Source organism: Curvibacter lanceolatus ATCC 14669 (genome assembly GCF_000381265.1).
In the GTDB taxonomy this organism is placed as follows: domain Bacteria; phylum Pseudomonadota; class Gammaproteobacteria; order Burkholderiales; family Burkholderiaceae_C; genus Curvibacter; species Curvibacter lanceolatus.
The window spans coordinates 295,355-321,157 of record NZ_KB906253.1; the positions used below are offsets into that span (position 1 = coordinate 295,355).

At 67.7% G+C, this 25,803-nt stretch carries 28 protein-coding genes; 16 read left to right on the top strand and 12 right to left on the bottom strand.

Annotated features, from left to right (window positions below; translation table 11 throughout):
- Window positions 1-51 precede the first annotated feature (51 nt).
- Both F624_RS0101410 and F624_RS0101415 read right to left on the bottom strand, forming a co-directional pair.
- Window positions 52-2,337 carry a xanthine dehydrogenase family protein molybdopterin-binding subunit gene (locus tag F624_RS0101410; protein WP_019572466.1) on the bottom strand — a complete coding sequence of 762 codons (2,286 nt, stop codon included), beginning with the start codon at window positions 2,335-2,337 and terminating at the stop codon, window positions 52-54.
- Entirely contained in the window at window positions 2,334-2,804 is a 471-nt protein-coding gene (locus F624_RS0101415) for a (2Fe-2S)-binding protein (RefSeq protein ID WP_019572467.1), read from the bottom strand. The genes F624_RS0101410 and F624_RS0101415 overlap by 4 nt, the downstream gene beginning before the upstream one ends.
- 234 nt (window positions 2,805-3,038) lie before the next feature.
- Between F624_RS0101415 and F624_RS0101420 the strand changes: the two genes are divergently transcribed.
- The 4 genes from F624_RS0101420 to F624_RS0101435 all read left to right on the top strand — a co-directional run bounded on the left by F624_RS0101420 (window position 3,039) and on the right by F624_RS0101435 (window position 5,384).
- The gene (locus F624_RS0101420) at window positions 3,039-3,512 is read left to right on the top strand and encodes a hypothetical protein (RefSeq protein WP_019572468.1); all 474 of its coding nucleotides are present in this window, start codon (window positions 3,039-3,041) and stop codon (window positions 3,510-3,512) included.
- Window positions 3,513-3,694: 182 nt separating this feature from the next.
- Complete coding sequence (locus tag F624_RS0101425; RefSeq protein ID WP_019572469.1) at window positions 3,695-3,973, top strand: DUF427 domain-containing protein; 279 nt, start codon at window positions 3,695-3,697, stop codon at window positions 3,971-3,973.
- 85 nt (window positions 3,974-4,058) lie between these two features.
- The gene (locus F624_RS33150; protein ID WP_169426517.1) at window positions 4,059-4,616 is read left to right on the top strand and encodes a helix-turn-helix domain-containing protein; all 558 of its coding nucleotides are present in this window, start codon (window positions 4,059-4,061) and stop codon (window positions 4,614-4,616) included.
- Window positions 4,617-4,721: 105 nt separating this feature from the next.
- Complete coding sequence (locus F624_RS0101435; RefSeq protein ID WP_019572471.1) at window positions 4,722-5,384, top strand: LysE family transporter; 663 nt, start codon at window positions 4,722-4,724, stop codon at window positions 5,382-5,384.
- A gap of 28 nt (window positions 5,385-5,412) precedes the next feature.
- Here the strand turns inward: F624_RS0101435 and F624_RS0101440 are convergent, their stop codons facing one another.
- Complete coding sequence (locus F624_RS0101440; RefSeq protein ID WP_019572472.1) at window positions 5,413-6,804, bottom strand: D-serine ammonia-lyase; 1,392 nt, start codon at window positions 6,802-6,804, stop codon at window positions 5,413-5,415.
- 68 nt (window positions 6,805-6,872) lie between these two features.
- Between F624_RS0101440 and F624_RS0101445 the strand changes: the two genes are divergently transcribed.
- On the top strand, window positions 6,873-7,874 hold the full coding sequence (locus F624_RS0101445; protein ID WP_245573533.1) for a LysR family transcriptional regulator: 1,002 nt from the start codon (window positions 6,873-6,875) through the stop codon (window positions 7,872-7,874).
- 114 nt (window positions 7,875-7,988) lie between these two features.
- On the opposite strand, the gene F624_RS0101450 is transcribed toward F624_RS0101445, so the two are convergent.
- Window positions 7,989-8,324: a BON domain-containing protein gene (locus tag F624_RS0101450; protein WP_157443268.1), complete on the bottom strand. Its 336-nt coding sequence runs from the start codon at window positions 8,322-8,324 to the stop codon at window positions 7,989-7,991.
- A 386-nt stretch (window positions 8,325-8,710) separates the two neighbouring features.
- On the opposite strand from F624_RS0101450, the gene F624_RS0101455 reads away from it, so the two are divergent.
- The 9 genes from F624_RS0101455 (at window position 8,711) to F624_RS0101495 (ending at window position 18,148) form a co-directional block, all read left to right on the top strand.
- Window positions 8,711-10,183 (top strand): glycosyltransferase family 2 protein, encoded by a 1,473-nt coding sequence (locus F624_RS0101455; protein ID WP_019572475.1) that lies wholly within the window; start codon window positions 8,711-8,713, stop codon window positions 10,181-10,183.
- Window positions 10,180-11,229: a bactofilin family protein gene (locus tag F624_RS0101460; RefSeq protein WP_019572476.1), complete on the top strand. Its 1,050-nt coding sequence runs from the start codon at window positions 10,180-10,182 to the stop codon at window positions 11,227-11,229. The genes F624_RS0101455 and F624_RS0101460 overlap by 4 nt, the downstream gene beginning before the upstream one ends.
- A complete protein-coding gene (locus tag F624_RS0101465) occupies window positions 11,226-12,221 on the top strand; it encodes a hypothetical protein (RefSeq protein WP_157443269.1) in 996 nt (331 codons plus the stop codon). Before F624_RS0101460 ends, F624_RS0101465 begins: the two co-directional genes overlap by 4 nt.
- Before the next feature lie 93 nt (window positions 12,222-12,314).
- Window positions 12,315-13,556 (top strand): non-hydrolyzing UDP-N-acetylglucosamine 2-epimerase, encoded by a 1,242-nt coding sequence (wecB, locus tag F624_RS0101470; RefSeq protein ID WP_157443270.1) that lies wholly within the window; start codon window positions 12,315-12,317, stop codon window positions 13,554-13,556.
- On the top strand, window positions 13,553-14,437 hold the full coding sequence (locus F624_RS0101475; protein WP_019572479.1) for a YaiO family outer membrane beta-barrel protein: 885 nt from the start codon (window positions 13,553-13,555) through the stop codon (window positions 14,435-14,437). The genes wecB and F624_RS0101475 overlap by 4 nt, the downstream gene beginning before the upstream one ends.
- Before the next feature lie 11 nt (window positions 14,438-14,448).
- Window positions 14,449-15,324 carry a hypothetical protein gene (locus F624_RS0101480; protein WP_031253817.1) on the top strand — a complete coding sequence of 292 codons (876 nt, stop codon included), beginning with the start codon at window positions 14,449-14,451 and terminating at the stop codon, window positions 15,322-15,324.
- 226 nt (window positions 15,325-15,550) lie between these two features.
- On the top strand, window positions 15,551-16,642 hold the full coding sequence (locus F624_RS0101485) for a hypothetical protein (protein ID WP_019572481.1): 1,092 nt from the start codon (window positions 15,551-15,553) through the stop codon (window positions 16,640-16,642).
- A gap of 106 nt (window positions 16,643-16,748) precedes the next feature.
- Complete coding sequence (locus F624_RS0101490; protein WP_019572482.1) at window positions 16,749-17,498, top strand: Crp/Fnr family transcriptional regulator; 750 nt, start codon at window positions 16,749-16,751, stop codon at window positions 17,496-17,498.
- 86 nt (window positions 17,499-17,584) lie between these two features.
- Complete coding sequence (locus F624_RS0101495; RefSeq protein WP_019572483.1) at window positions 17,585-18,148, top strand: lipid-binding SYLF domain-containing protein; 564 nt, start codon at window positions 17,585-17,587, stop codon at window positions 18,146-18,148.
- Here the strand turns inward: F624_RS0101495 and F624_RS0101500 are convergent, their stop codons facing one another.
- The 7 genes from F624_RS0101500 to F624_RS0101535 form a co-directional block, all read right to left on the bottom strand.
- Window positions 18,149-18,964, bottom strand: a complete 816-nt coding sequence (locus F624_RS0101500) for a helix-turn-helix domain-containing protein (RefSeq protein ID WP_019572484.1) — start codon at window positions 18,962-18,964, stop codon at window positions 18,149-18,151.
- A gap of 89 nt (window positions 18,965-19,053) precedes the next feature.
- The gene (locus F624_RS0101505) at window positions 19,054-19,290 is read right to left on the bottom strand and encodes a hypothetical protein (RefSeq protein WP_051107268.1); all 237 of its coding nucleotides are present in this window, start codon (window positions 19,288-19,290) and stop codon (window positions 19,054-19,056) included.
- Window positions 19,291-19,451: 161 nt separating this feature from the next.
- Window positions 19,452-20,186: a hypothetical protein gene (locus tag F624_RS0101510; protein WP_019572486.1), complete on the bottom strand. Its 735-nt coding sequence runs from the start codon at window positions 20,184-20,186 to the stop codon at window positions 19,452-19,454.
- Window positions 20,187-20,354: 168 nt separating this feature from the next.
- Window positions 20,355-20,687 carry a hypothetical protein gene (locus F624_RS0101515; RefSeq protein WP_157443271.1) on the bottom strand — a complete coding sequence of 111 codons (333 nt, stop codon included), beginning with the start codon at window positions 20,685-20,687 and terminating at the stop codon, window positions 20,355-20,357.
- Window positions 20,688-20,725: 38 nt separating this feature from the next.
- Window positions 20,726-21,238, bottom strand: a complete 513-nt coding sequence (locus F624_RS35315; RefSeq protein ID WP_019572488.1) for a Spy/CpxP family protein refolding chaperone — start codon at window positions 21,236-21,238, stop codon at window positions 20,726-20,728.
- A gap of 235 nt (window positions 21,239-21,473) precedes the next feature.
- Window positions 21,474-21,815, bottom strand: coding sequence for a c-type cytochrome (locus tag F624_RS0101530; RefSeq protein WP_019572489.1), 342 nt, complete (start codon window positions 21,813-21,815; stop codon window positions 21,474-21,476).
- 127 nt (window positions 21,816-21,942) lie between these two features.
- On the bottom strand, window positions 21,943-22,197 hold the full coding sequence (locus F624_RS0101535; RefSeq protein ID WP_019572490.1) for a DUF2789 family protein: 255 nt from the start codon (window positions 22,195-22,197) through the stop codon (window positions 21,943-21,945).
- A gap of 297 nt (window positions 22,198-22,494) precedes the next feature.
- On the opposite strand from F624_RS0101535, the gene F624_RS0101540 reads away from it, so the two are divergent.
- A complete protein-coding gene (locus F624_RS0101540; protein WP_169426519.1) occupies window positions 22,495-23,196 on the top strand; it encodes a hypothetical protein in 702 nt (233 codons plus the stop codon).
- Entirely contained in the window at window positions 23,193-24,647 is a 1,455-nt protein-coding gene (locus F624_RS0101545) for a phospholipase D-like domain-containing protein (RefSeq protein WP_031253826.1), read from the top strand. The genes F624_RS0101540 and F624_RS0101545 overlap by 4 nt, the downstream gene beginning before the upstream one ends.
- Before the next feature lie 174 nt (window positions 24,648-24,821).
- Here F624_RS0101545 and F624_RS0101550 read toward each other — a convergent pair whose 3' ends face one another.
- Window positions 24,822-25,802 carry a Bug family tripartite tricarboxylate transporter substrate binding protein gene (locus F624_RS0101550; protein ID WP_019572493.1) on the bottom strand — a complete coding sequence of 327 codons (981 nt, stop codon included), beginning with the start codon at window positions 25,800-25,802 and terminating at the stop codon, window positions 24,822-24,824.
- Window position 25,803: the final 1 nt, after the last annotated feature.

Below are 25,803 nucleotides of genomic sequence, written 5' to 3' on the forward strand. Positions count from 1 at the left end.
CTGTGCGGGTTCAGTTCGCTCTGTCGCTCAGTCGCCGCTGGCAGCCGGCGTTCATGCCTTGCGCAGTTGCTGGCGCACGGGCAGCGACCGGATTCGCTTGCCGGTGGCTGCAAAGAGGGCGTTGGTCAGCGCCGGGGCCACGGGGGGCACAGGGGGTTCGCCCACGCCGCCGGGGGGCAGTGTGGGATCGCCGCCGACCAGGTGGGTGCGGATGGTGCGCGGCGACTGCGCGTGGCGCAGCACCTCGTAGTCGTGGTAATTGCTTTGCTGCACGCGCCCGTTCTGGAACGTGATCTCGCCCGTCAGGGCCAAGGACAGGCCCATCACCGCTGCGCCCTCCATCTGCGCACGGATGCGCTCCGGATGGATCTGCGGGCCGCAGTCAAGGGCCATGTCCACCGCCACGATGCTCAGGTCTCCGTCGGGTCTGACGGCCACTTCCACCACGGTGGCGGTGTAGGTGACAAAGCTGTAGGCAAACGCCAGTCCCAGGCCGTGGCCTTTGGGCAGCTTGCGGCCCCAGCGGGCGCCGCGCGCCGCGGCTTCGATGACGGCGCGCATGCGGCCGGTGTCGATGGGGTATTGCTGTGGTGATTCGCTGTAGTTGAAAACATCTGAGATCGAGCCTGGGTCGATCTTGCGGTCCGGGCCCAGCAGCGCCAGGGCGTAGCGCAGCGGATCTTGCCCGGCGCGGTGGGCCAACTCATTGACAAAGCTCTGTGTGGCGAACACATGCGGGATGTTGGCCACCGAGCGGAACCAGCCGATGCGTGCATGGGCCGCCACTTCGGCTCGTTCGACGCGGACATGGGGCACCTGGAAAGGCATGTTGGTGGCCGACATGCCGGTCTCGAAGGGGGCTGCCGCCTTCGCGCCGGGCGCGAACAGGGAGGTGATGGTGGGCGCCGCCGTGCGGTGCAGCCAGGCCTCGGGCAGGCCGTCCGGCCCGAGCGCCGCCTCCAGGTGATCCAGCGAGACGGCATGGTAGTAGCCGTGGTGGATGTCGTCCTCCCGCGTCCACACCAGTTTGACCGGGGTGCCGGGCAGGGCCTTGGCCACCAGCGCGGCCTCGGTCACGTAATCGGGTTTGGACTTGCGGCCAAAGCCGCCCCCCAGCAACAACACGTTGACCTTGACTTGGGCCGGTTGGAGGCCCAGGGTGGCGGCCACGCCATCGAGCGCGGCCTGTGGGTTCTGTGTCGATGTCCAGACTTCACAGCCCTGCTCGGTGACCAGCGCGGTGGCCACGGGCGGCTCCATCGTGGCATGTGCCAGATGGGGCACGAAATAGTCGGCCGAGAAACGGCGCCCTGCCGGCGCGTTGCCGATCACCTTGGGGGCGTCTCCGTTGTCGCGAAAGACCGTGCCCGGCGCTTTGACCGCCTGCTCCTGCTCGCGCCGGAAGGCCGTCGAGTCATAGCTGCCATGGGCGCCGTCGTCCCATTGCGGGTTGAGTGCGTTGCGGCCCTGCATGGCGGCCCAGGTGTTGCGGGCCACCACTGCGATGCCGCCCAGCGGCTGAAAGGCCGGGGCACCCTGGAAGCCCGGGATCTCGACCACTTGGAGGACCCCGGGCACCTTGAGCGCGGCCTCGGTATCGGCCTGCCGAAGTCTGCCCCCCACCACGGGTGGACGCGCCACGACCGCGAACACCATGCCGGGCAGCAACACATCCATGCCATAGCTGGCCTGCCCTTGGCTGATGGCCACCTGGTCGATGCCCGCCGTCTTGCCCTTGCCGATGTAGCGCCAATCGGCGGGCGTCTTGAGCTGGAGTTGCTCCCGCGTGGGCACCGCTTGCCTGGCGGCCTCTGCGGCCAGATCACCAAAGCCCAGACGGCGGCCTGTGGCGCTGTGCAAGACCTCGTGCTGCACGGCCTTGACCTCGCTCACCGGAACGGACCAGCGCGCCGCCGCTGCGGCTTCCAGCATCTGACGGGCTGCAGCGCCCACGCGGCGCATGGGCTCGAAGAAATGCCTGACGCTGCGCGAGCCGTCCACATTCTGGTTGCCAAAGCGCGCTTCATCGGCACCGGCTTGCACGACCTTGACACGGTCCCAGCGTGCTTCGAGTTCGTCGGCCACCACCATGGGCAGGCTGGTGCGCACGCCCGTGCCCATTTCGGCGCGGTGGGCCACGATGGTCACCGCACCGTCCTCGGCGATGGACAAAAAGACCAAGGGGTTGTCGACAGTGCCACCGGGCATGGAGTCGGCGCCGTATTTTTGCGGGGCCGTGGCCTGGGCTTCGGCATCCAGCCCCATGACGAGCGCGAATGGGGCCGTCGATACCTGCAGAAAGCGGCGGCGCAGCATCAGGTTGTCGGTGCGGTTCATGCTTTTGCTCCGGCCAGGCGGCGCGAGGCCAGTTGAATGGCCGCGCGGATGCGGGGGTAGGTGCCGCAGCGGCAGAGGTTGCCGCTCATGGCGTTGTCGATCTGGGCCTCGCTCGGCTTGGGGCTGGTCTTCAGCAAGGCCACGGCGCTCATGATCTGGCCGGCCTGGCAGTAGCCGCACTGCGCCACATTCAGATCGACCCAGGCTTGCTGGACGATGCGGCCGACCCGGTCGCTTTGCATGTGTTCAATGGTGTGCACGGGTCGACCCGCCACGGAGCCGACGGGTGTCAGGCAGGCGCGCGTGGCCTGACCATTGACGTGCACGGTGCAGGCGCCGCAAAGCGCCATGCCGCAGCCGAACTTGGTGCCGGTCATGCCGAGTTCGTCGCGCAGGATCCAGAGAAGAGGGGTCTCATCCGGGGCGCTGCTGGAGCGCACCTGCTCGTTGATTTTGAGTGAGGTCATGGTGGGTTGGGCCGGAGCCCAGAGGGTGGGACGTCAGGGGATGGAACTTACGGGCTGGCATCTGGCCAGACAAGACACCCTGGATGGCATGGGCCCATGAATGGCATTCATGAATGGCGGCTCGGACTGCGTGAACTCAACTCAGCGCTGCGTGAAAGTAGCGCTCGATCGCATGTGCCCGGTCGCACAGACCGGTTAAAGTTCGTTTCGACTGACACCTGTCGGAGGCATGCCATGAACGAAGCACTGACCCGCCTTGCCACCTCCTTGCGCCTGGATGCGCCCGAAAACAGGCCACTCGCGCTGGCTTTCTGCCTGGCTTGTGCCCGCCGCGTGGAGCATCTGCTGGAGGAACCCGAGGTCGCGACCTGCCTGCGGGTGCTGGCCCGCCATGTGGATGGCTTGGCCGATGCCGCGGCGCTGCAGGCCGCCGCCTCCGATGCGGCCGTGCTGGCCAACCGCCATCGAGGCTCCAGATCGATTGACGGCTGTGGCCATGCGGCGGTGTCCGCCAGTTATGGTGTGGCCAAGGCCTTGGCCGGCAAGGCCATGGAGGCGGCGCAGTACTGCGCCTATGCCGCCGTCTACGCATCGGGTGGCTACGCCGCTGTGGCAGAGCGTGACGCTTTTGAGCCTGAGCATGACTGGCAACTGCAACAGCTTCAGTCCTTGGCCGCGCGGGACGCGGCGCTGTTGCCAGCGTCTTGACCCGCTGCGTGAAAGAGTGGGTGACAAATACGCCCCCGATCCCTTGCGCCGGGGCTGACGGGGATCCCCGGCGTGGCCGCCGCACCGCCAAAGCATGGCTACACTTTGCTCGGGCGCCGTCTTTGCGCGCACCCGCTTCGCCGCCAGCCCGGGCTGGCCGCACCCCTGAAAGGATTCAAGCCATGCAAGCCATCTGGAAAGGCGTTGTCATCGCCGAGAGCGACGACACCGTGCTCGTTGAGGGAAACCACTATTTCCCCGAAAGCGCCCTCAACCGCAGTTATGTGACCTTCAGCAACCACCGCAGCACCTGCGCCTGGAAGGGGCAGGCCCACTATTACTCGCTGCTGGTCGATGGCGAGCTCAACCCCAACGCGATCTGGTACTACCCCGATCCCAAGCCCGAGGCCGAGGCCGTGCGGGGCCGGGTCGCTTTCTGGAGTGGCGTGCAGGTGCGCTGACCCTGCGGTTCAGTCGGGAAGCCCTGGCGGCATGGGCCGGATTTGGCACAATCGCGCTCAGCCCCCTCCCGGAGTCCCCAGCACCATGCAATACGCCGTTATTCCCACCCAGCTCGGTGCGCAGCTGAAGGCGTTGCGCCTGGCTCAGCAGGTTTCGGTGGCCGAGCTGGCAGACTACATGCAGATCAGCAGTTCGCGCGTGTGGGGCATCGAGCGCAACCCGCTGGCCATCAAGTTGCACCAGTTTTACCTGTTGATGACCGCCCTGGGCGCCGACGTGCATCCGTTTCCCGATCTGGCGACCCTGCGCCCGATGCTGATCGAAGCCCGCCGCGCCACGGGCCTGACCCAGGCCCGGTTCGGGCAGATGGTGGGGGTCACCCAGTCCCGCATCGCCCACATCGAGTCCGACCCCGCCCACATCAGCATGGATCTGTTCTTGAAGGTGCTGGCCTCGCTGCGCATGCGCCTGTTCATCGGCCAGCTCGTGTACCGGGAACCTGCGGCTGCCTTGCGCAACCGCGTCGGCGCCAACGCTGAGCCGGCCTTGCTGGCAGAGCAGCCCACAGTCACCTCTGCGCTGCAGCCTGTGGCCCTGGCCTTGCCTGCCGCTGGGCTGTTCTTGCAGGCGCCCCTGAACTGAGCCTTCCCTTCAGCCGCCCTTCAGCCGACTTGTGGCCTGCCGGCCAAGGCGGTTTTCAAGCCCACCTGTGCCGGGGCGGTCGCATCGCCCATTACCATTTGAGCCATGGATACAAGTATTTGGTGGTCATATTTCGCGGCGGCCTGGCTGATTGCCCTGTCGCCAGGTTCCGGGGCCGTGCTGTCGGTGGGGCATGGGCTGCGCTATGGCGTGCAAGGCGCCAGCGTCACCATCCTGGGCCTGCAGGCCGGGCTCATGGGCATCACCCTGATTGCCGGGGTGGGCGTGGGCTCGCTGCTGGTGGCCTCGGCCACGGCCTTCACGGTGGTCAAGGTGCTGGGCGCCCTGTACCTGCTGTGGCTGGGCTGGAAGCAGTGGCGGGCTCCGGTGCATGCCGGGCACGGCCTGCTGGATGATGCCACCGGCAACACCGGGGCCAGCCCGGGCGCCGTGCCGATGATGCCGGCCCGGCAGCGCTTTCTGACGGGCCTGTTCACCAACCTGACCAACCCCAAGGGCATCGTGTTCATGGTGGCCGTGCTGCCTCAGTTCATCGTGGCCAGCCGCCCCCTGTTGCCCCAGATCGGGGTGCTGATGCTCACCACCGTGGCGGTGGATCTGGTGGTCATGCACGGCTACGCCTTCACCGGTGCACGACTGGCCAGCCTGCTGCGCAGTGTCCGGGCGCAACGCGCGCAGAACCGCCTGTTTGGTGGCGTGTTGATGGCCATGGGCGCCAGCCTGATGTGGGTGCGCCGGGCCGCCTGAGCGCGCCCGCATCCCCACATCCCCGGCTTCAGGCCTGGGCTTGATCGCTGGCCTGGCCCCGCAGCACAAAGCCCTGGTAGTCGGCCTCGGGCATCAGCATGCCCCCCGTCAGCCAGGCCACGTGGGTGGCCTGCGCCAGCTGGCTGGCCAGGCCCTTCTGTTGCAGATAGGCCCCACCCTGAGGGGTGTTGAGCAGCATGGCCGGGCCCGACAGGCCTGCAGCGGCTGAGGGTTCGATGCGCAGGCCCTGGCTGGCCTGGGCCTGCCACAGGTGGCGCAGCAGGGTGTCATCCTGCACCGTGTAGATGCCGGCGATCTGCCCGCCCACGGCGGCGGCGGCCAGGGTGGAGGCCTTGGGCACGGCCAGGCCATCGGCCTCGGTGTGGTTGTTCAGGCCGATGTCGTACACGCTGGGGTGTGGCCCGGTGGCCGGCAGCCCTGGCCAGCCCGCCAGCCGCTGCGCCAGAAAGCACGGCGATGCGGTGGGTTCGGCCAACACGCAATGCACATGGGGCCCGAACACCTGTTGCAGGCCATAGGCCACCCCCCCGGGTGCGCCACCCACGCCACACGGTAGGTAGACGAACAAGGGGTGCTGGGCATCGACACGGCAGCCCGCTTCGGCCAACTGGGCTGCCAAGTGTGCGGCGGCCGTGGCGTAGCCCAGAAACAGCGAGGTGGAGCGCTCGTCATCCACAAAATGGCAGTGCGGGTCGGCCGCAGCCACGGCCCGCCCGGCGGCCACGGCATCGGCGTAGTCGCCAGCATGTTCGATCACACTCACACCGCGGCTGCGCAGCCGCGCCTTCTTCCAGGCCTTGGCGTCGGCCGACATGTGCACCTCGGCGCGAAAGCCCAGTGCCGCAGCCATGGTGCCGATGGCCAGCCCCAGGTTGCCGGTGGAACCCACGGCCACCGTGTACCGGCCAAACAGGGCGCGGGCCTCGGGGCTGGCCAGGGTGCGGTAGTCGCCACCCGGGCCGATCAGGCCGTGTTGCAGGGCCAGCTTCTCGGCGAACTCGATCACCTCGTGGGTGCCACCGCGCGCCTTCACCGACCCGGCCACGGGCAGCAGGTGATCGGCCTTCACCCACAGGCTGCCCTGGCTGGCCGGCAGGCCCAGGGCCGCCTGCAGTTCAGGCACGCGCAGCAGGGGCGATTCGATCTGCCCGCCGCTGGCTTGCAGCCCTTCAAAAAGCAGGGCCAACAGCGGCTCAAAGCGCTGCAGTCGCTGCCGGGCCGCCTCGATCGCGGCCGCCGACAAGGTTTCGGCGGCCTCGTCCTGCACGGGGTTGGCCGGCCCCAGGGCTTGCGTCCACAGCACCGGCCTGCCGGCCAGCAGGCCGGCGATGTCAAAGGCAACACCTTGCCGGGGGGTGTCTGGGGAGGGGACGGCTTGGGGTGTCTGGCGGGTGTTCATAGGCAGCTTCGCTAATGGATGGCTGCATTGTTCCTGTAGATCCTTCCAGAGTGAAGCGGCCTATACTGATGTGGTTCATTAGTTTGACCAATGTGAAGATGGTGACCCGCCTGCGCCTTTCCCCCTCCCTGCTGGTCTGGGCCCGCACCTTTGAGGCCGTGGTCCGCTGCCAGAGCTTCACCAAGGCAGCGCAAGACCTTTGCATCACCCAGGGGGCCGTGAGCCAGCAGGTGCGTCAATTGGAAGACTGGGCCGGCAAGACCTTGTTGGTACGCAGCGCCCGCTCGCTGGTGCCCACCCCCGAGGGGCAGCGCTTGGCCGCGGCGCTCACCACTTCGTTGCAGGCCATCGAGCAGGCCCTGGCGCAAATCCGCAGCGCCGACGCGAACCAGTCACTGTTGCTGAGCTGTTCACCCTCTTTTGCCATGAGCTGGCTCACGCCCCGGCTGGGCGATTTCTATCGGCGTCTGCCGGAGGTCGGCCTCAAGGTCATGGCCGAGTTCCATCCGCTGGATGCCAGACGCATGCACGCTGAAGGCCTGGCCGCAGCCTTGCGCTATGACCTGGGTCACTACCCTGACCTGGTGAGCCACCCCGTGCTGGAGGAGTTTCTGCTGCCTGTGGCCAGCCCCCGCTTCATGGCCGAACACCCGGAGATCCGCTCGGCTGCCGATCTGGACGGCGCACTGCTGCTGCATGACGAGGCGCCCTGGGCGGGCGCCCAGCCCGGCGAGGAATGGCAGCAATGGCTGCAGCATGCTGGCTCGCCCAAGCCCGCGGCCTGGCTTGCGCAGGGGCGCAGTTTCAACCTGTCCTTGCTGGCCTCGGAGGCGGCTGCGGCTCATCAGGGCATGGCCATGGGCCGCTTGACCCTGGTGCTGGGCGATCTGCTGGCGGGGCGCCTGTGTGCGCCGTTCCCGATGGTGCTTCGATCCAGGGCCGCGTATTTTCTGGTCAGCGCCGGGGGGGCGCCTGACGAGGTCGAATCGGTACGGGGCTGGCTGGTCGACCAGGCGCAAGGGTTTCGGGAGCAGAGAGACCCGCTGCTGAAACAGTGGGCACTGCTCTGAGCAACACCGCCCGGCTGACTGTTGCCCGGCATCCCTCATCCAGCCATCCTGGCGTCATGCGGGTGTGAATCCCGAAGCGGTGGCGAAGCGCCGAAGCCCTCTGGCTACTGAGGGTCAGATGGCCAGCGTTGACTGGCGATCGCATGGCGCGGCAGCCGCCGAGCGGTTCAGAAACGCGCCGGCCAACTCGGGTGTCAAGGTGAGCTGGTTGTCCACGCTGTGGATGCCTGGTGTGGCCAGTGCACATCGCGTGGCCCCTTGTTGCTGGTATTTCCAGTCCACCTCGCCCACCAGACGGGCCTGGTGGGCTGTCACGGTGACCCACACCTGTGCCGGGCGCACGGCATAGCCGTTGCACAAGGCTTCCAAGATGGCTTGTGCGGTTCGCTGGGGCGTTGCCTTGATGAGACCGGTGTCTGGCTTGCTGCTCTGGGCGATTCTTGTATTCATGGGGATCTCTTTGGCCACCTTTTTTTAGACAGCTGTTTTGCAAAAAAGAGCCCGCCACAAGTGTCGGGCCCAAGGTATGACGGGCCCATATCAGCTTGTGGCGCAACCCAAAGAACTCCGTCAAATACAGGGCCTTGCAACAGGGCCGGAGCCGTGCAAAAGCGATGGACGATCGTGCTCGCCCCGGCCGCTCGCGTCTGTGCGCAAGGCCACACCGTTTGAGGCTGGTTCTACCTGAAGGTAGTAAACGATGCGACTGGACTCCAGCGTCTGCCGCGCAATGTTCTCTTTCGCACAGACCCTGCCGGGTGCCGCAAATACATTCAGACACAACCCGGGGCCCCGCCGCCCTTCAACGCTGAACCGGCAAGGAGCAACTGGTCCCCATGAAGCACTCTTCTCAAACGCCCGCTTCCACCGATCTGTACCAGCCGAGCCTTTCGCGGGCAGGGTATGCCGTCGCTCGTCTCGGCCAAGCCCTCCTGGCGGTCGGGCTGCTTGCCCTGCAAGCCACGGCCTGGGCACAGAGCGGGCCGCTGCCGGAAGCACCGATCGTACCCCTGCCGGCGGTGCTGGTGCAGGGCAGTTGGCCCCATGCCTTGATGGCGCTGGTGGCCACGCTGCTGTTCGGGGTGATCGTGGTGATGGTGGTCTACGCCCTGCGGCACACCGTGCTGACCCTGAACCGCCTGTTCGGCACCCAGCGCCACCCCTATCTGGACATCGACATCGCCGATTGGCCGCAGATCACGGTGCTGATCGCGGCCCACAACGAAGAGGCGGTGGTGGCTGGCTGTCTGGGCGCCTTGATCAATTCGAACTACCCGGCGGCCCGCATCAAGATCGTGCCGGTCAATGACCGCTCCACCGACGGCACCGAGGCCATCGTGGACGACTGGGTACGCCGCTACCCCGGCCGCATCACGCCCTTTCACCGCCGCGGAGGCAAGGCGGGCAAGGCGGCCGCCCTGAAAGACGCGCTGGCCTATGTGGAGGGCGACATCGTCATCATCTTCGATGCCGACTACGTTCCGGGCCGGGGCCTGCTGAAACAGCTGGTGGCGCCCTTCTTCGACCCCGAGGTGGGCGCCGTCATGGGCCGGGTGGTGCCCGTCAACACCGGCGCCAACCTGCTGACCCGGCTGCTGGATCTGGAGCGTGCCGGCGGCTACCAGGTGGACCAGCAGGCCCGCATGAACCTGCGCCTGGTGCCCCAGTACGGTGGCACCGTCGGCGGGGTGCGCCTGTCGGCCGTGGCCGCGGTGGGCGGCTGGAACGACAACACCCTGGCCGAAGACACCGACATCACCTACCGCCTGCTGCTCAATGGCTGGAAGACCGTCTACACCAACCGATCCGAGTGCTACGAAGAGGTGCCCGAAGACTGGGCCGTGCGCATCAAGCAAGTCAAGCGCTGGTCCAAGGGCCACAACCAGGTGCTGCTGCGCTATGGCTACCGCTTTGCCACCAGCCCCTATCTCAGCACCCGCGAGCGGGTGGACGGCCTGTTGCTGCTGTTCGTCTTCACGCTGCCGCCCCTGCTGCTGTTGGGCTGGGTGCTGGCCATGGGCCTGTACCTGTTCAATGCGGGCACCCTGCTCACCGAGCTGATCCCGGTGTTTGCACTGATGGCCTATGCCACGGTGGGCAACTTTGCGGCCTTCTTCGAGATGGCCATGGCGGTGATGCTTGATGGCAACCGCCGCCGCCTGCGCCTGCTGCCCATGAGTCTGCTGGGCTTTGTCGTGAGCCTTTTCTCCATCTCGTCCTCGGTCTTCAGCCTGTTGCTGGACCACCTGCTGCACCGCGAGATGGTCTGGGACAAAACCGTCCGCTACAGAAAGCCGAGCATCGAATGAACTACGACCTGAGCTCCGCCCTGGCCTACCTGTGCCTCATCGCGCTCACCGTGGCCTTTCTGGTGCTGGCCTTCGGCCCCAGCTGGCTGGAGTGGCTGCGCCCCAGCGACACCGCGGCCTTGCGCGTGCTGCCCAATTACAGCAGCGACATCGACCACTTCTCCGACCGCTTCCGGGCCGATGTGCAGGAGCACCTGCGCAGCCCCCAGCTTCACCTGGCCGACCACTTCGACATGGTGGGTGCACAGGTGCGCCGGGTGGACTGGCGCGGCGCCCAGCGCCCGGTGATTGCGCTGGGTGATCTGAGCACCGACCAGGCCATCGAGTGCCCGACGCAGGTCTTTGTCCATGGCGATCTCAACGCCGGGGCCGGCAGCGATTTCGATGCCCTGCTGGTGCAGGGGGCTCTGCAGCTGGGTGCGCGCAGCGCGGTGCGCAGTTGGGCGCACGCCGACGGCAAGGTGCAGCTGGCGCAGGGCTGCAAGGTCACGCGACGGGTGTCTTCGATGGAGTCGGTCACCCTGGCGCCCGACTGCTGCTTCGAGCGGGTGCAGGCCCCTGACGTGAACTTCGGTCAGGTCGGTGCAGTGCGTGGCGTGCCGAGCCGGCGGCCGCGCCGCCAGGCCCTGCTCAGCGAGTTGCAGGGCGCCATCCGCCAGACCGAGCACCTGACCCTGATCCGGGGGGACTGCCGCCTGGCCCAGGACACGCGCTATGTCGGCTCCCTCATCGTCACCGGGCGGTTGCTCATCGGTGCCGGCTCCGAGGTGGTGGGCGATGTCAAGGCGCGCGACGGCATCGTGGTGGGCGCCGAGGCCCGCATGGATGGCTCGCTGACCAGCGAAAAACAGATCCAGATCCTGGAGGGCGCCAGCGTGGCCGGGCCGGTGATCTCCGAGACCATCATCCTGGTCGGCGCCCAGGTGCGGTTGGGGCGGCACGATGCGCCCACCACCGTGAGCGCCGACAGCATCCTGGTGGAGGGCGGGGCCCATGCGCACGGCACGGTCTGGGCGCGCAACATGGGGGTGGTATGGGCCGCATGATCCGGACCCTGACCCGAGCCCTGATCCCCACCCTGATCCTGCTGCTGGGGCAGGCCGCTGCTGCCGTGGCGGCCCAGGCCTACCCGCTGAGCCTGGACGGCTATGCCGGTGCCGACGGCGCCATCAGCGTGCAGCACCAGGGCGACACCATCGACCCCTACTTTGCGTTGCAGGCCCTGTTGCTGGCCCATGAGTTCGGTCTGGACGCGGGCCCCTATGCCCGGCGCTGGGCCGACTGGCTGGTCAGCCGGCAAAAGCCCGATGCCACCTTTGACCGCTTCTGCCGCGCCGGCCCGGTGTGGGCCCCCTGCAAGACGGCCGATGCCGACGACACTCTGCTGGCGCTGTGGCTCAAGCTGCTCGACACCATGCCCGAGGGCCTGGCCCAGAGCCCGGTGTGGCGCAAAAGCCGTGACAGCAGCGTACAGGCCCTGCAGCGGCTCATCGATCCGCAGCGGGGCGTGTACCTGGTGTCGCCGGTCTACCCGCATGCCTTGTTCATGGACAACCTGGAAGTGCTGTCCTACAGCCAGCCCTGCCAGCGCGACTGCGGTCAGGTCGATGCCCGGCGACGCCGGCTGGAGCGCTCCATCCATGACACTTTCTGGAACCCCGACACCGGGCGCTTTCTGGTCTCCACCCAGCCCGGTCAGTTGACGGTGGCCCCCACCTTCTACCCCGAGTACGTGGCCCAGCTGTACCCCATGCTGTTCAGCTTCAAGCTGCAGGCGCTGGACCAGCGCGTTCATTACCGCGACTGGATGCGGCAACACCGCGCCAGCTGGCTCAGCCAGTCGAAAACCGACTTTGCCTGGGGCCTGGTGGCCATCGTGGCGCTGAAGGCGCGCGACTTCGAGACCGCCGGCTGCTGGCTGCGCTACACCGCCGGCGCACGTGGCTCGGCGCACTGGATCGTCACCGACGAAGTGGTGCATCAGATCCTGCGCAAGAACAAGGTCAGCGAGGCCGCCAGCGATGCCTCCTGCCGTTGAAGCCGCCCCTGTCCTGCGGGGAGCCGTCCCTGCCAAGCCTCATTTTTTGCAAGCACGCGGTGCCCCCGCTCACAACACCCAGGAGCCAACGACATGACGCCCCAGAACTACCTTCTCTGCATGGGAACCCGGCCCGAAATCATCAAGATGGCGCCGGTGTACCGCGCCCTGCAGGCCCAGGGCCAGAAGGTGACAGTGCTGCACACCGGGCAGCACGAAGAGGTGGCCCAGGCGCTGTACCGGTTCTTTGACATGAAGCCCGACATCAGCATCGCCCTGCAGCGGCAAAGCCCCTCGCTCACCCACCTCAGCTCGGCCCTGCTCAATGCCATCGACGCCGCGCTGCTACAGCTCAAACCCGATGTGCTGCTGGTGCAGGGTGACACCACCACCGCGCTGGTGGGCGCCTTGCAGGGCTACTACCACGACATCCCCGTCGGCCATGTCGAGGCCGGTCTGCGCACCGGCGAGCGTGAACCCTTTCCCGAAGAGAAGAACCGCGAGCTGATCGGCCGCCTGAGCCGCTGGCATTTTGCGCCCACACGCCAGTGCAAGTACAACCTGCTCAGCGAAGGGGTGGATCTGGCCCGCATCTTCGAGGTGGGCAACACCGTGATCGACGCCGCCTGCTGGACCCGCGACCGCCTCAGCCGCAGCGAGCCTGCGTCGCAGGACCGCATGCCCCCACCGATCCGCAGCTTTCTGGCGCGCCATGTGGGCAAGAAGCTGATGCTGATCACCGCCCACCGACGCGAGAACTGGGGCCAACCCATCCGCTCGGTGGCCACCGCCGTGGCCCAGATCATTGCCAACCACGAAGACACCGTGGCCCTGTGGCCGGTGCACCCCAACCCGAGCGTCCAGGCCGATGTGAACAGCGTGCTGTCACGCATGCCGGCCCAGGTGCGCGAACGCATCTGCCTGAGCGAGCCGCTGGGCTACCAGACCATGATCAGCCTGCTGCTGCAGTGCGAGTTCGCGCTCACCGATTCGGGCGGCATCCAGGAAGAGGCCTCCGCCTTCGGCAAGCCGGTGCTGGTGGCCCGCCAGAGCACCGAACGCCAGGAGCTGGTGCAGGCCGGTGGGGCTGTGCTGGTGGGCACCTCGGTGGAGGCCATCACGGCCCATGCCGATGCCCTGCTCACCCAGCCCCAGATCTACCGCAGCATGCAACTGAGCCAGAGCCCCTTTGGCGACGGCCAGAGCGCCCAGCGCATTGCGGCCATCCTGGTCGAGTCGGTGGCATTTGAATCGGCCCAGCAGGCCGCCACCGTCTGGCCGCCGTTTCCGGTGCCGGCGCTGCGCACCCCCACGGCCCAGGCCTTGTACGCATGAGCCGCGCCCTCAACCGCCCGCGCCGGATCTGCGCCTGGGTGGGCCTGGTGGCCTGGCCCCTGCTGATGGGACTTGGTGCAGCCCACGCGCAAGACCTGAACAACGCGCCGGCCCAACTGGAGGCCGCCGAGGGCACGCCCCTGCCGAACGCGCCCCTGGTCAGTGAGCGCGCACCGGTGCGTCGGCTGGAGCTCAGCACCTCGGCCCAGCACCTCACGGCCGGCTACGGCAACTGGCGCGACCAGCGTGCGGTGGGCACCTACGAGGCCGGCCCCCACGTGTGGCAGGGCGAGCTGGCCGCCCGCCATGCCTTCGGGCAGGACGGCAAATACCTGGCGGTGGGCGACACGCTCACGTTCTCGCCCGACTGGTATGGCAACCTCACCGTGGGCGCGGGCGATGGCGCCTTCTACCTGCCCCGGGTGCGCGTGGACCTGACGGCCAGCCGCAAATGGGGTGGCAGCCGCCAACTGGTCACCAGCCTGGGGGGCACCTACTACAAGGCCCCCGACGGCCACATCGACCATGCCCTGAGCCTGGGCGGCACCTACTACTTCAAACAGCCCTGGATCGTCGAAGCCGGCCTGCGCCTGAACCGCAGCAACCCCGGGGGCATCAGCACGCACCAGCAGTTTGCGGCCCTCACCTATGGGCACTTCCGGCAAGACCTGGGCACCGTGCGCTATGCCTATGGCGGTGAGGGCTACCAGGCCATCGCGGCCAACACCACCCTGGTCAATTTCCAGAGCCGCCAGTTCAGCGCGTCGTGGCGCCACTGGGTCAGCCCAGACTGGGGCTGGCTGGTGGCCGCCGAGCGCTACAGCAACCCTTACTACGTGCGCAGCGGCCTGACCCTGGGCCTGTTTCACGACTTTCCATGAAAGCGGACGGCATGCCTGAATCCCACCACGCCCCCCTCCACCACGCACCCCCCCATGTGCGCGAGGCCGCCTTTGCCCAGGCCCGCCAGATCCTGGCCCAGGCCCAGACCGAGCACCGCCTGGGCAGCCCGCACCGCTCCATCCAGCGCCTGATTCCGGGCCCGCGCCTGCTGTTGCAGATGACGCTGCTGCCCCTGGCCCTGTCGGGGCTGGCGCTGGCAGCGCAGACCTGGCTGTACGCCTTCTGGCAGGCCTACCTGCTGGCCTGGGCCGGCTGGCTGCACCTGCCCCTGAAGCTGCGCACCGGCGCCGACCCGGCCAGCGACAGGCCGCAGGGGCACGGGCTGGACCTGATCTGGTCACCCGGCGATGCGTCCTGGGCCCTGTCGCTGTCATCGGGGGTGTGGCTGGGCGCGGCGCTGTGCCTGCTGGCCTGGCTGGTGTCGGGGCGCTGGCCTGGCAAGGCTTTGCCGATCAAGTACCTGGTGCGGGTGGTGGTGGTGGTGCAGGCGGTGGCCGTGGCCTACTTCTGGTGGGCGCCGGATGCGCTGCCCCACAGCGTGCTCGATCACCTGGGCGATGTGCTGGACACCGGCGACGTGCTGATCGTGGCGATCCCGGTGCTGCTCGGCCTGGGCTACTTTGCGCTGAACATCAGTCTCTGGGTCAAGCTGCGCAGCGCCGTGCTGCTGATGGGGTACTTCGTGTTGATGGTGCCGCACCAGGCCCTGGTGCACCTGGTGGTGCTGCAACACCTGTCGGTGGCCTTCATGCCGGTGCTCTACATCTGCTTTGGTGCGCTGTTCGACATGATGGTCTTTGTGGCGCTGTACGCCTGGATCGTGAGCCTGGCGCCGCCACTGGCGCCCACCCGGGGGGCGGCCTAGAGCATCACCCTGTTCCAGGGCGCTTGCGCGCCGCCCGGCAACGTCTGTGCGGAAGCGCACCGTACGCGAATCGAAGCCTGTATTTCCCCAGAATGGCCTCACCCCCCAAGGCGTCATGCCGCACTGCGCTCCGCGCGGTTGCGATGCATGAAGGCCCGGCGGGCCATCTGACCCCGGTCCAGCGGAATCCACTTGTTTCTGCAGGGCGGGGGTCGCTAGGAAATCCATGCTCCGCCGTCGCCTGCTCACCGCTGCTCCTTTGCTTGCCTTGCCCCTGGTCTTTGCGAACCCCGCGCAGTCCCAGGTCAGTTGCGTGCCCCCCGGCACCAGCGCGACCGCCATCGATGTCGTGGCCGAGCTCAAGGCCTTGCGCATCACCGCCGGCCCGTATGCCGGGGGCTACGAGATCGCGCCCAACGGACGGCTGAACTGGTATTTCACCAACCTCGGGCTGCTGCCCCTGGTGCAGCGCCTCAGCGTGCCGGATCTGGAGCTGTACATCCGCAGCTACCTCGACTTGTACCTGCGCAACGTGAGCGCCAGCAGCACCATCCAGGACGTCAACTTCCCGTTCGGCCGGGCCAACCCCTCGGTGTTCACGCTGGTGCCCTCCGACTCGGACGATGCCTACGCCTCGACCTTTCTCTCGCTGGCCGTGCGCTATGTGCGGGCCAGCAGCAACTGGACCTGGTGGGAGGCCAACAAGGCGGCCCTCAAGAACATCGCCTACCGCAACCTGGCCCTGACGGCCAAGGCCAGCGGTCTGGCCTCGGTGTTCCAGGCGCCGCGCAGCCAGACCAACTCCTTCGGCTACCTGATGGACAACTGCGAGGGCTACCGCGGCCTGCGTGATCTGGCCGCACTGCTGCGCAGCCGCAGCGAACTGATCGAGGCCAACTACTACGATCTGCTGGCCTCTAACGTGGCCCTGGGCCTGGTCAACCAGTGCTTCAACAGCACGGCCAAGGCCTTTGCACCCAGCGATGGCAACCAACCCACCAGCGCGGTGTTCTACCCGGGCACTACCTGCCAGATCTATCCGCAGGCCTTTGGCCTGGTGGAGCTGGCGCCCCTGTTCAGCTACGGCTGGAACACGCTCAACGCGTTGTCGCCAGGCTGGGAGACGGGCAAGCTCGACCCCTATCCCTGGGCCATCCTGGGCTATGTGGCGGCCTTGCGCGGCGAGACCCCGCTGGCCGTGGCCAAGACACGCTCCATCGAGCAGTTGTTCGCCTCCAACCGCAGCCTGGTCACCATCAACGAGCTGGGCTTCTACCTGCGCACGCAGTCCGTGCTGGCCGGGCAGGTCGACGTATGAGCGCCCGCCTGCGGCCGGCTCGGTACTCCCCACCCTGCGCTGGGGCTCACCCGCCAGGAGGCCTGGTGCAACGGCCTTTGTTCGTTGCCGGACGGATCTAAAAGCCATGACTACCCACAATCAGAAAGCCCTTTCGGGCACACCCCCGGAGCCCGTCATCGATCTACGCCTTGCCAACCGCTTGCTTGCCCAATTGGATGAGGCCGCACGCCACAACCTGCTGACCGGTGCAGAGCTGGTGGAGGTGACCGAACTGCAGCAGCTCGGTCACGCCGGCCAGTCCCTGGAGTGGGTGTATTTCCCCGTCGACTGCATGGTCTCGCTGCTGTCCCGGCCCCTGGGGCAGCGCCATTTCGAGATCGGCCTGATCGGCTTTGAGGGCATGCTGGGGGCCGGCCAGGCACTGGGCGTGTCGGCCTGCGCCTTTGATGCCGTGGTGACCGGCCCGGGCCGGGCCTGGCGGGTCGAGCTGCTGCGACTGCAGCAGCTCACGCTGCGCCACAGCGGGCTCAACCGGCTGTTCATCCACTACCTGTATTTTGAGCTGTCGCAAATGGGCCTGATGGCGGCCTGTGGGCGCTTTCACTCGCTGGCCCAACGGCTGGCGCGCCTGCTGCTGATGTGCCAGGACCGCATGCGCAGTGCCGACCTGCGCCTGACCCACGAGACCATGGCGGCGGCCCTCGGCATGCGCCGTGTCGGGGTCACCCTGCAGGCCGGCCTGTTCCAGGACCAGGGCTTGATCCAGTACAGCCGCGGCCAGATCCTGGTGCTGGACCGATCCGGCCTGCAACACGCCAGCTGCAACTGCTACGCGCTTGAGCGCGGCGACTACGAGCACATGCTCAAGCTCTGAATCGGTGGGCTGGCGCACAGTCTGCGCCAGCCGCTGCGGCTTACCCTGAGCAGGATCGGCATCCTGCCGAGCTCAAGGAAAGTCCCATGACCCCGATTCGACGCACCATCCACAAACTGCTCCTGCTCTCAGCCACCGCCTTCATGCTGGGGAGCGTGGCCTTGCCTGCCGCGGCGGCCAACGCCCAGGACCTGGAGCGCGACGCCACCGAATCACTGCAAGCGCTGTACAAGGTGCAACCCAGCGCCGAACTGCTGAGCAAAAAGGCCAAGGGCATTCTGGTGTTCCCCAAGGTGGTGAAGGCCGGCCTGGTGTTCGGCGGCAGCTACGGCGAGGGGGTGTTGCTGCGTGGCGGCAAGGTGAGCGACTTCTACAACACCGTGTCGGCCTCATGGGGCTGGCAGGTGGGGGCGGAATCCTATGCCTACGTGGTGTTTCTGATGAGCGACAAGGCTGTCAATTACCTGGCTAAATCCAAGGGCTGGGAGTTCGGCGTCGGCCCCACGGTGGTCGCGGTCAATGAGGGCATGGCCAAGAATCTGTCCACTTCCACCCTGAAGGACGATGCCTACGCCTTCATCACCGATCAGCAAGGCCTGATGGCCAGCCTGAGCATTGAAGGGACCAAGATCAGCCGCATCAAGCGTTGATCAAGCGGCGCTGGCTCCTGCGGCGTGACCTGGCCCTGAGCTTCCAGCCTGGACCGCTTCCCAGCCGGGCAGGGCGGGCGGCCCGGTGTGCTGGGGCCGGTGTCTGCCGGCCATTCGTTCGCGTTCGGGGGTGGCGCTCAGGCGTTGCAGGGTGGGCGCGTCGAGCACCCGCAGCTCGCGCCGGTGCACCTCCAGTACCCGGGCATCGTGCAGGCGCGAGAGCATGCGGCTCACGGTCTCCACCGTCAGACCCAGGTAGCTGCCGATGTCATGGCGCGTCATGGGCAGGCGCAGCCGGGTTGCTGACAGGCCTTGCAGGCGGGCGCGCCGGCTCAGCTCCAGCACGAAGCTGCACAGCCTGACCTGGGCGCTGCTGCAGCCCAGCAAAATCTGCAGCTGGTGGGCCTGCTGCAATGCCTCGCCCAGTTCGGCCAGCAGCCGCTGCTGCAGCAGCGCAGGCAAGGCCATCGGATCGGGGCGGTGGCGCAGGGGTAGCACACAGACCTGTGAATCCTCCAGCGCCATCACTTCGCCGATCTGGCGGCCCAACCCCAGCGCTGCCAATCCGACCAGCTCGCCGCACAGGTGAAAACCCACGGTCTGGTGGCGTCCGTCGGCCGACACCACCTCGGACTTCAGCCCCCCCGTACGCACCGCATACACCGCGCGGCAGGCGTCGCCCTGGCGGAACAGGACGGCCCCCCGGGCCAGCGCCAGCAGGCGGGGCGGCCCGAACGGCCCCGGCGCCAGGGTGTTGTCGAACTCGGTGAGTTGGGGCTGCGTCAGCGCGAGCAAGGCGCAGGCCCCGCAGCTCATGGCGACGCCCCTGTCGATGGCGGGGTTATGGAGCGGTCTGGCCCCTGCGAGGCAACTGCACATGGTGGTCTTTGGTGTGCCCAGGGAGCCTATTTCTTCATCGCCTGGCGAGCGTGTTCCGCCGCCGTGGCGGTGTGCTGGGCCGCTGCCTTGGCCTTCTGGGCCGCGGCCACCCCATCGCCGCTGGCCTGGTGCCGGGCTGCCTCCTGGTGCTGCGCAGCGGCCTTGTTCAGGTGCTCGGCCGCCTGCAGGTGGTGCTGCTGCGGGCTCAGTGCAGAGGCGCCCAGAGGCCGGTGCGGAATGGGAGGGTAGGCAGCTTGGCTCATGGTGTGGGTCCGGTGGGTCATCCGTCAGGATCGGGTTCTGCGGGGCCCGTGTGCGGGGCCAGTGCAGCCCATGGTGGGGCGCAAGAGCGAGCCTTGTCCGTGCGCTGCTGCACCCTGGCGTGGTGGCACGCGCAGCCTCCTTTCGGGGCCAGCGCCCGGCGTCAGTTCCGGGCCAGCAGGGGCCATGCAAAATGGGTCATGTCGTGGATCTCGCGCTCGTGCGTGCTGGGGCCTTGCAAGGCAATGGTCTGCAAGCCGTTGCCATAGTGGACCACCATGAACTCCCGCTCGTGCACATGCCCGTGGGTGGCCGGAAACAGCGCAAATACCGCGTGCCCCGCATGCAGGGCCCGCACCACGCTCGCCACATCGGCGTGTTGCTGGGTGCCGGCCCAATCGTTGCGCTGCACATCGACCTGCCCCCAGCGCACGGCGGTAACGCGCCCGTCCCCGTCCAGCGCCACCTCCGACACCGCATGTGTGGGCTGGGGCGTGGCTGTGGGCACCGGCCCGGCCTGGCTGTCCAGCTCAGTGGGGTTCAGGGTGATCAGCGCATGCAGGCCGGGGCTGGCATGGGTCTCGGTGCCTGCGTGGGAGGCCAGGGCAATGGTCTCGTGGCCGTCCGGGTGTTCCACCACCTCGAACTGCAAGCCGCGTGGCAGGCCAGACGCTGGTGAAAACACCGCCATCACCCGAGCGCCATCGTGCAGCGCGTCGATCACATCGGCCACCGGCACCACGCTGGAAGCGCCCACGTCCAGGTTCGATTCGGCATGCACCTCCACCCAGCGCACATGGCTGATCTGGTCCTGCGCATCCCAATGGGCGGCCGACAGTTCAAACACCTTGTGGGTTTCGTCCAGCACCGGTTGGGCCCGGGCGCCCTGGTAGGTCATGGCCGGGCTCCTGTCGGGGTGGGGCGGGCGCTGCCGCAAGGAGGCATGCCGAACGCGTCGGCTGGGGGGGCGGCTGGGTGGTGAGTGTTCATGGGTCAGTATGGCGCCCGGTGGCCGGCGCTTTCCGTGCGTTGGCGCACGTTCAGTACAGGCCACGGCCGGGCCGGCTCAGTGCCTGCGACCGCCGCCGTGGGGGCCGCCGCCACCCGGCTGGGCATGGCCGTGGTTGGGGTTGGGCCGGGGTGGCGGCCAAGCCCCTGGGTGGCGGCGATCGTCGTCATCGTCGTGGCCCCAGCGGCCATTGCCCAGGTAGATCACTGGCGGTGGGTAGTACACCGGGCTCGGTGGGTAGACCGACACAGGGCCGGGGTAGGGCACGTAGCCGTAGGGGTTCAGGCCGATGCTGATGCTCAGCTCGGCCTGGGCCAGGGGGCTGGTGCAGGCCAGCAACAAGCCCAGCGCCAGTGCTGAGGCCAGGTGGCGGGGTGGAATGCGGTTCATGGGGGCGCCTTGCATCGTCATCACGTTATGGGGCCGGCTCACCTGGGGCCTGGTCGCATGCGCTGGGCAAACACCTCATCGGCCTGTTTCTGCTGCTCGGCGCTCATGGCCGCGTACAGCGGCGCAAACGCAGAGGCCAGACGCCCGGCACTGTCAGCATGCACCTGGGCCATCTGGGCATAGGCCTTCAGCGAGTCGGTGGCCGCCACGGGCCCGGCCTGCACCTGCGCCCCTCGGCGTGCCATGGCGGTGTCAAGTTCGCGTGCCGACTCGCGCATGGCCTGTGCCACGGCATCCCATTGCGGCGCCTGGGCGGCCGTGATGCGCAGGCGCTGTTGCAGCGTCTGGATGTGCTGCTCCACCCCGGCATGGCGGGTGCCGCCATGCTCCGGGCCCGCCCCGTGCCTGGGGCCGGTTTGGCCTTCTTGGTGGCCCCCGCCCTGCATCATGGGCTTGGGCGAGGCGTCCTGTGCCAGAGCGGGCAAGGGGTTCAGGGCCAGGCCGGCGACCAGGGCGCAGGCCAGGGGCCAGACATTCAATGCGGTTTTCATGGGTTTCTTTCGGATGAGGCAAGTGGAGACAAAAGAGGTGGGGCTGGCGGCCATCGTTGAAGACCGGCGTGCTGACGCACAGCGGGCTGGGTCGAGGCCCAGACCGGCCCAATGAGTGATACGTCCACGGCCAGCGCCCAGGTGACCTGCAGGACACCCAGCAGCACCCCGGCCAGCCACGCGCTCCAGGATCGGCGGGGGCGGTGGGCAGCTGGGGCAGCTGTCCGGGGCTGCGTCATGGCAGGGCCTGCAGTCGCGACAGTGCGGGTGTCGGCCCTTGCGCCGAGGCGCCAGGCTCGAAGTGGTAGATGGTGTCGCTGAGGTAGCGCGCCACATCCTGCACATCGGCCTCGCGCCAGCCCAGGGCGGAGTTGCTTTGCCAGCGCTGTACCTGCGCCTGCAGGGAGGGCCAGTCATGCGCCAGTCGTTGGCCGCGCCAATGCACCTGGGTGCCGTGGCAGCTGATGCAATGGGTGTCGTACAGCAACTGGCCATGGCTGGCATCGGGCAGCTCGGCGGCCCGGGCCGCCATGGCCCAGGCCAGCATCAGGCTCAGCAAGGCGGGGCGCAAGTTCATGGGGCCTCCTGGGCAGCGTGTTCTGAGTTCGGTCTGAATACATCCAGAGCGGGCCAGGCCCGCCAGCCGTTCACTGTGGGGGCGTCTGTGGGAAGCGTCGGTGCGCTCACGCACATGATCCCAGGGGTCAACCCTCTTCGTCGGCCGGCGGCTCGGCACTGAGCAGTGCCGCCAATTCATCGGCCTGGGCGCTCCAGCTGGCGTCATCGGCCAACGACTTCTTCAAAAATTCGGCCTGTGAGGCGTTCCAGAACGGCGCCTCGGACAGACGCACACCCGCGGCCAGGCGGTGCGTTCGGACAAAGGCATCACGCTCGGCCGGCTCGGCAGGCAGGCCCAGTTGCAGAAACAGGTGGCCGAGGTCGTGTGGGTTGAGTTCCATGGGGGCTTTCAAGACGGGTGCCCGCCAGCGCCGGGCCCTGAAATGGGCCACGGCGGGCCGGCAGGCATCAAGCCATGCTGAGCTGCGCTTTGGCGGCCGGTCTGTGCGCCCGGGCACAGAGGCGACGGGATGGCGTTTCTTCGGCCTGCTGCGGGCGCCTCTCCACGTGCTCCGCCGCACCGACACACGCTGCAAGGGGGCGCAGGCTGGTGGGCTGGTGGCTGGCCGGGCGTCTGCAAGGCGTCACCGCGGCCTGCCTTTTCTGGCTGGGCGCCCAGGGGGTGCGGGACGACGATGGTGAACAACGCTGAATCTCAGGGCTTTGTGGGCGCGCGCGTCAGGCCGCGCTGGGCTGCCTGGGCCTTGTGGGGCGGAGCGTTGGCGTGCGCCGCGCAAGCCCAGTGGCCGCTGCCTGTGGTCAAGCCGGTGGTGGCCGAAGCCGATGCGTGGCTGGCTGGCGAGAGCATCGGCCTGACCCTGTCGGCCTACCCCCGCCTGGTACCCGTGCCGGGCTACCCGGTGTATTACCAGCCCGGCGGGCGGGCCAATTACTTCTTCTATGAGGGGGCGTTCTGGTTCTTCCGCGACCAGCGCTGGTACCGCAGCCGTTGGTACAGCGGGCCCTGGCAGCTGATGTGGCGTGACGAGGTGCCTTTGTTCCTGCTGCGCGTGCCCCTGCGCTATTACCACCGTCCGCCCGATGAACTGCGTGGCGGCCCGCTCGACACCGCACCCCGCTGGGACGAACACTGGGGCCAGGGCTGGCAGGCCCTGCCGCTGGGCTGGCAGCGCTGGAACCGGCGCACCACGCCCCCAGCCTGGCCGCTGCCTGCCTATCAACGGCGCTATGCCGGGTCAAACTACCCGCACGATGTGGCTCAGCAGGCACGCATCAGCGCCAGCGAAGGCGCTGCCACACCTGGCGCCGCGCGGGCGGCCGAATTCAGCCCGCTCACCTCGGGCCCGGCCAGCCTGCGGCGCTTGGGGGCCGCGCCATGAGTCGGCGCCCAGCCTTTGCCCGGCGAAGGCTGACCCAGGCCCTGTGTCTGACAGGCTGCGTGTTGGCCCTGACGGGCTGCGCCCAGCTGCCGGTGTGGCGCTGGCAGGTGCAGCCCAGTGCCACACCGCATTTCCAGGCGGCCTGGGGCCAGCTGTCGGCCCAGCGCAGCGCGGCCCTGGTACAGCGACTGCAGGGCAGCTGGGGCGATGCCTCGGGCCTGGACGAGCGCATTGCGCAAGAGCAGATGATCGTGGGCCGGCCCCTGGTGCTGGGCAACCGGGCCCGCCTGCTGCAGGATGGGGCCGCCACCTACCAGGCCATGTTCGAGGCCATCGCCCAGGCGCAAGACCACATCAATCTCGAGTCCTACATCCTCGATGACGATGCAGTGGGCGAGCGCTTTGCCGAACTGCTGCTGGCACGCCAGCGTGCGGGCGTGCAGGTCAATCTGATTTACGACAGCGTGGGCGCCTGGGGCACGGACCCGGCCTTCTTCGAGCGGCTGCGCGATGCAGGCGTGCAGGTGCTGGAGTTCAACCCGCTGCAGCCCTGGTCGGCGCTGGCGCCATGGGCGCCCAACCACCGAGACCACCGCAAGCTGCTGGTGGTGGATGGCCAGCTGGCGATTCTGGGGGGCGTCAACATCAGCGGGGTGTATGCCAGTGGCTCATCGCTGCGTGGGCTCAGGCACCGGCCGGGCAAAGCCTCGGGCGCCGAGAAAGGTGGTGAAGCCAGTGGCGGAACTGGCGCTGTGCCAGCGCTGCCCTGGCGCGACACCGACATCCTCATCGAGGGCCCGGCCGTGGCCGAATTCCAGCGCCTGTTTCTGCAAAGCTGGCAGCGCCAGCGCGGGCCGGTGCTGGCCGGGCGCAACTACTTTCCGGTCGTGCCTCCGATGGGGCCGCAGGTGGTGCGTGCCATCGCCAGCTCGCCCGACGATCCCTACAGCCTGATGTACCTGAGCCTGCTGGCCGCATTGGATCAGGCGCAGCGGCAGATCCGGATCACCCAGGCCTATTTCGTGCCGGACAGGCAGCTCATGCGTGCGCTCACCACGGCGGCCGCGCGCGGCGTCCAGGTGCAACTGATCCTGCCGGGCCAGTCCGATTCGGGCCTGACTTTCCACGCCGGGCGCTCCGAATACACCGAGCTGCTGCAGGCCGGTGTCGAGGTGTTCGAAATGCGCAGCGTGCTGCTGCACGCCAAGACGGCCGTCATCGATGGCCTGTGGTCCTGCGTGGGCTCCAGCAACCTCGATTGGCGCAGTGCCCTGGACAACGACGAGATCAATGCCGTGGTGCTGGGCGAGGGCTTTGCCGCCACGCTGCAGCAGGCCTTCGAGGCCGATCTGCTGGCGGCCACGCCCATCACCTGGGCGCAATGGCAGCAACGGCCGCTGTCGTGGCGGCTCAAGGAATGGGGGGCGCGCCGGCTGGCGCGCCTGTTGTGAGCCCCTGGTGCGTTGTGGGTGGAGGGGCCCCCGAACCTCCCAGGCGGCACCGCTCCCAGGCCCGCACCGCCACTGGGAGCGCGCCCAGCCGCCGCTGTGGAGGCTGGCAGCCCGCGATGGGCATCAGCTTTCCGAGGCCTGAGTCCGTGGGGGGGGGCGTTGATGGGTGGGGGCTTAATCGAGCCTGGCACCCGTCTCGCGCACCACGGCGGCCCAACGGGCACCCTCTGCCTTCATGTAGTCCACATATTGCTTCTGCGTGCCCCCCAGAACAAAAGAGCCTTGTGCGGTGAGGCGGTCGCGCAGGGGGGGATCGGCCAGCGCCCTTTGCAGCGCGCCTTGCAACTTGCCCAGCACGTCGGCAGGTGTGCCTTTGGGCGCCATCAGGCCCTGCCAGGCCCCCATGTCCATGTTGATTTTTCCAGTGGCTTCCCGCATCGTCAGCACGTCCGGGAGTAACGGGGACCGCCGTTCACTCGTCACGACCAGTGGGCGAAGGGCGCCGCTCTTGATGTGCGTAGAGGCTTCATTGACGGGCAGGAACATGAAGTCCGTTGAACCGCCGATCAAGTCCGTGATGGCCGGCGCACTGCCCTTGTAGGAAACGTGCGTAGCTTGAACGCCGACCTCCTTGAGAAACAACGCCCCTGCGAGATGAAGCAATGCGCCGGTGCCGGAGGACCCGTAATTGACCTTGCCTGCACGGCTCTTGCCCCAGGTGATGAATTCGGCAAGCGTTTTGACGGGCAGGCTGTTGTTGGCCACCAGGACCAGAGGAATCGTGGCCGTCAATGAAATGGGGACGAAGTCTGAATAGGGGTCAAACCCGGGATTCGCATACAACGAGGGTGCCAACACCACAGCCGAGGTGGCGTAGAACACGGTGTAGCCGTCGGGCGCGGACTTCTTGACTTCAATCGCGCCGATATTTCCGCCAGCGCCGCCCCGGTTGTCGATGATCACCGTTGCGCCCAGCTCTTTGCCCAGTTGCTGTGCAACCGATCGGGCATTGATGTCTGCCGATCCGCCAGGCGGAAATGCGACCACCATGCGCACGGGCTTGCTGGGGTAAAGCGGCTCTGCCGCCTGCACGGCAGGGGATGCGCCTTGGATCAGAAGTCCCAAGGCGGTCACGATTTTCAACACACTGCGCATA